The organism is Niastella sp. (assembly GCF_045805085.1).
In the GTDB taxonomy this organism is placed as follows: Bacteria; Bacteroidota; Bacteroidia; order Chitinophagales; family Chitinophagaceae; genus Niastella.
In genome coordinates, this window is sequence record NZ_JBJMLX010000117.1 from 1 (window position 1) to 4,902 (window position 4,902).

1 protein-coding gene and 2 pseudogenes are annotated in these 4,902 nt (G+C 51.0%); all 3 read right to left on the reverse strand.

Annotated elements, in window-relative coordinates; all coding sequences use genetic code 11:
* Nucleotides 1-265 (reverse strand): annotated as a pseudogene (locus ACJ751_RS05935) (glycosyl hydrolase); the annotation flags it as partial.
* Nucleotides 265-4,095 (reverse strand): GH92 family glycosyl hydrolase, encoded by a 3,831-nt coding sequence (locus ACJ751_RS05940; RefSeq protein ID WP_407744460.1) that lies wholly within the window; start codon nucleotides 4,093-4,095, stop codon nucleotides 265-267. The gene ACJ751_RS05940 and the pseudogene ACJ751_RS05935, both read right to left, overlap by 1 nt.
* 17 nt (nucleotides 4,096-4,112) lie before the next feature.
* Nucleotides 4,113-4,902 (reverse strand): annotated as a pseudogene (locus tag ACJ751_RS05945) (TonB-dependent receptor); the annotation flags it as partial.

The window sequence follows — 4,902 nt, forward strand, 5'->3', positions numbered from 1 at the left end:
CGTTGGCCGACTGATCGGTGAACAGCTTTTGAAAGGTTGCATAATTCGCTGCATCCTGCACCGCCATGCTGTCCCACGATTCGGGTTCCAGCTCCAGGTTAATTTTCCAGTCGGGGTATTGCGCCAGCTTTTCCACCATGAACTTTGTTTGCCAGGGCGGAAGATGTCCGTAAATGCCGCCGTGATAGCCATCGATAAACCAGGCCGTTTGCGCCCTGCCTTTCAGGACAAATAACAGGCATATAGAAAACAGTAGTTGCTTCATTAATCGGTTTTTGGAATTGGTTCTGCCCAGTTATCGGTACGAAAAGGAATTACGGGCCAGCCTTCGCCGTTATGTAAGCTGGTAACCGCGTAATTGGTAAATGCATACCGCACGGCCGCCGGCTTTTTTACTTTATTGCTCCATACAATAACCTTATCACCCTCGATGGCTGCTTCAGCCGGGTAAAACTGCTGATCGGCGCCGGCCAGGAGAAAGCATGTCGGGGCGCTGCCATCGTCCGTATGCAATCCACCTGTGGTAGTGCCGGGTTCAAAATAAATGATGGCTTTTTTGCCGCTCACTTCCCAATGCTGGTATTGCGGTCCGCACGCCACCACATCCAATAACCCGTAGGTACGGTTCAACGCGGTCTTCGCTAATCTAATGCCAATGGGCTTTTTGTTATGCGGATGCAGGTTCCTGGCCTCGCCCACATCGATGGTGGTGATCATGGCTGTATTGTTCAGCGTAGACACCTTTTCCTGCGCTTCGCGAAAAAATGCATAATCCGCCAGCGTAGGATCTTCCTTTTCGAGGAAATAAGGCGCTACCTGTACATAATAGAAAGGTAGATCGTTTTGCTCAAATGTCTGCCGCCAGCTTGTTATCAATGCCTGGGTACACTTTGTATAACTTTCGCGCTCTTTCCTATTGGATTCACCCTGGTACCAGCAAACACCCCGGATAGAAAAATGCCGCAATGGATAGATCATTGCATTGTATAACAAGAACGGCCGGGTTACTTTTTCAAAGCTAAAGCCGCCGTTGATAATTTCTTTTGATCGGGGACTGTTCAGGTAAGGTTGCAGGTATACCCGGTTCAGCATAGTATCGGCAGCCAGCACCGATTGCGGCACATAGGCCTGCGCGGCAGAAGCGCCAATTCCGGAGAAGATGATCCCTACCGGGACGTTCAGCTTTTGTTGCAGTTCGCGCCCAAAATAATAACCAACGGCGCTGAAATCTTTTACCGTAGCCGGACGGCAAGCCATCCATTTGCCGGAAAAAGATCCAACCGGAGTTGCGCTGAAGTTCAGTGCTACATTTAGTAACCGAAGATGGGAATAATTCGCAGCGGCTACTTCGCGGGTGGAATCCACCACTTCCTTTAGGCTGAATTGCATATTTGACTGGCCGCTGCATAACCACAGTTCACCAATTAAAACATTTTGCAGCGTAACAGTGGAACCACCCTCCCTTACTTCAATACTATGCGGATGGTAATCGCCTGCCTGTACAGCAGGCACATGCACCATACCTGAAAAGTTTCCATCGTCATCAGCCTTTACCATTACCGGCGTCTCCATCCAATCGGCCCGGATAGATACTTCTTTACCAGCCGGCGCCTGGCCCCAAATGGTCAATGGCCGGTTCTGCTGCACCACCATGCTGTCCTGCAAACCGCTGCCCAGCTGCAACTCAGCCCATCCATTATTGTTGGTAGTATAGTTTGTGGCGGCGCCCCAGTTCTTATTAGGCGTTGGTCCCATCTCCAGTTCCAACACCCCACCGGCTGCAATGTCGGCATGATCGAGGTAACTTTTATCGTAGGGTTGTCCATTCAGTGAGGCACGTTGAATGTATACGTTTGTTGCACTATTGTTTTTTGCGATCACCGTAAAGTTTTTGCCTGTTGCATAGTGCGGGTCTAATTGCATCTCAATTTTAGCAAACACCGGACTGGTGATCTCGTACCGTGTGTCGCCAGGACAAACGGGATGAAGACCGGAAGCGGCCAGCACATACCAGGCCGACATTTGTCCTACGTCTTCATTGCCTACCAGTCCTTCTACTTTATTGTGATAGGCGCGCGCGCAGATCTTCCGGCTCCACTCCTGCGTTAGCCAGGGCACGTTCAGCCGGTTGAATAAAAAAGGAACGTGGTGCACCGGCTCATTCGCGTGGTTATAGTAATCGTTCCATAAGAGGTTCGCAGGTGTGCTGTTAAAGAAATGCAGCAGGTCGGTAATCACACTGTCCTTGCCGCCCATCAGTTGCACCATGCCCGGCACATCGTGCGGCACAAACCAGCCCTGCTGATAGGGATTGCTTTCTACGGTTCCATAAAATTGTTTTAACCGCCCTTCGGCAGGCCATTCTTCCCAACTGCCATCTTCCTTACGCGGACGGAACCAATGTTTGGCGGCATCAAATACATTCTTATAACTCAGGGCCCGTTGTGCATATTTCACTTCGTCCTCCTTTTTTCCCAATGCCGCGGCCAGCTGCGACAAACACCATTCCGCATACGCGTTCTCCAACGTATTGGAAACAGGGAACGGTGAATTGCCATAGGAATTCCGGCGATGATCTTCCGGGTCGGCGCTGTACGTCCAGCCCCTGTCGCCATTGCCAAAACGTTCGCAACTGTTGCGGGCATAGGCATACGCTTTCGTGAGGTCATAGTTCCGGATGCCTTTGGCATATGCATCTGCCAGTACCGATACGGCCGGGTTGCCGATCATACAACCGGAATACGCATTCAACAACTCCCAGCGTTCAAAATACTGCCTTCCGGTTTCACCGGCCAGATCGGTCAATGAACCCAGCAGGTCGTTCACCAACGAGGGATTGATGATCGTTTGCAAGGGCATCTGGCTGCGGAACACATCCCAGCCGCTGAAGACCGTTCTGCGGGTTTGCTTTTCCTTACCCGGATGTATTTTTCCATCGCCACCGGTATACGCGCCATCAACATCCGACACGATCCGGGGATCGATCATGGTATGGTACAGGGCCGTATAAAAAACGGTTTGCTCTTCTTCTGTGCCGCCTTCTATTTTTATTTTCTCCAGCGCCTGGTTCCATAAGGCCCGGGCGTTGTTATGTACTTTGTCAAAATCCCAACCGGTGATCTCCTGCTCCAGGTTCATTTTCGCATGCGCTGCATCGGTAAAGGAAATGCCCGCCTTCATCAGCACCTGTTCATTTTCTTTGGTGGCAAATTCGGTAAAGAAACCGAGGTGTTTTCCCTGCTGCTCGCGTGGCTGTTTGGTGATGCCAGTGGTGGCCGCTGCTGCGATCAACTGCTGGTAGCGCTGGCTTTCGATGTCTTCTCTTTTGCGCTTCCAGTCGTCGGGGATAGCAGCGCTCCACACGCCATATTGTTTTAACGGTTTACTAAATTGCGCATAAAAGTATACGGTATAGTTTGCGTGGCCTTCGCCGTTGCCCCAGCCACCGCCATCGGGGGTGCATTTCATCCAGCCTTCTATAGTATGTTCATCTACCACCCGTACATATTGTTCGGTGGATGTTCCCCCTACTCTTCGCGCCAGATCTATCTGAATGCGGGACCGGTTATTGGCCGGAAAGGTAAAACGCAACAGGCCGCTGTGCGGCGCCGCCGTCATTTCCGCTTTTACCTGGTACTTTGATAAGAGCACCTGGTAATAACCAGGGCTTGCGGCCTCCGTTTGTTTGGCAAAGGCTGACCGATACCCTTCCTCCTGATGCCCGGGCCGGCCAGCCGATGTTTTTAATGCGCCTGTTGAAGGCATCACTAAAAAATTACCGAGGTCGCCATACCAGCCAATACCGCTGAGCTGGGTAAAGGCAAACCCCTCGATGGATGTATGTTCATAGCTATACCCCGAGCCATTGTCGCCGCCCGTGATGGTATTGGGACTCACCTGCACCATTCCATACGGTGTAGTGGCGCCGGGAAATGTTTTTCCTAACCCGTGACTGGCGCCGGCTTTATCGATGCTGGTGCTGGCGCCAATAAAAGGATTTACGTAAGACACCCGTTGTCTTACTTGCTGGCCAGCGCCGGATAAGGTGGTTAACAACAGAGATGCCATTAAATACTTTCTCTTTTTAATAATCATATGATCTTGTCTATTTACTAAAATCCAATCTGCAAACCAATATTTATCACGCGTTGCGCCAGGTAGGCGTCACCCGCTGTATTACCGGCCACCTCAGGGTCGGCCTGGTATTTTTTACTCACGTTGCTCCAGGTAACCAGGTTGTAGGCACTCAGGTACACCCGGCTGTTATTGATCTTTAACGGCAGCCATTTATGTGGTAAGATATAACTCAGCTCCACGGTCTTTAACCGGATATAGTGCGCATTGATAACCCAGAAATCGGAGTTGTAGGCGCCCGGGCTATTGATGGTAGTGGGGTTGGTGGTCAACCGGGGAAACTCAGCAGTAGCTGCGGTGGCTGGTGTCCAGCGTTTTTCATGGATGGGTTGAAACTGTCCTTTGAAGGGTTCAATGGCTGTACCGGTAAGGCCCAGGCTATAACCAAAGGCACCCTGAAAAAGCACGCTGGCATCAAACCCCTTGTACCCGATCCTGATGGGCATCCCGATGGTGGTATTGGGCAAATTGGGTTTGCCAATGTTGGTGATATCATTCTGGTCAATAATGCCATCATTGTTCAGGTCTTTGTATTTCAGATCGCCGGGTTGAATAGTGCCCACCGGTTTGGCGACCTTAGGATCGGTAACATCGCTCTCGCTATAGAACCCATTGTACAGATACCCTTGCGGCTGATTAATGGAATGACCGGTTTTTGCCAGCCACGGAAAGCGCGGTGACGCTTCTGCCATATACTGGATCTTGTTCTTTGCATACGACCATACCAGTCCTACGCTGTATTGCACATTGCCTGTTTTGTCGTGGTAG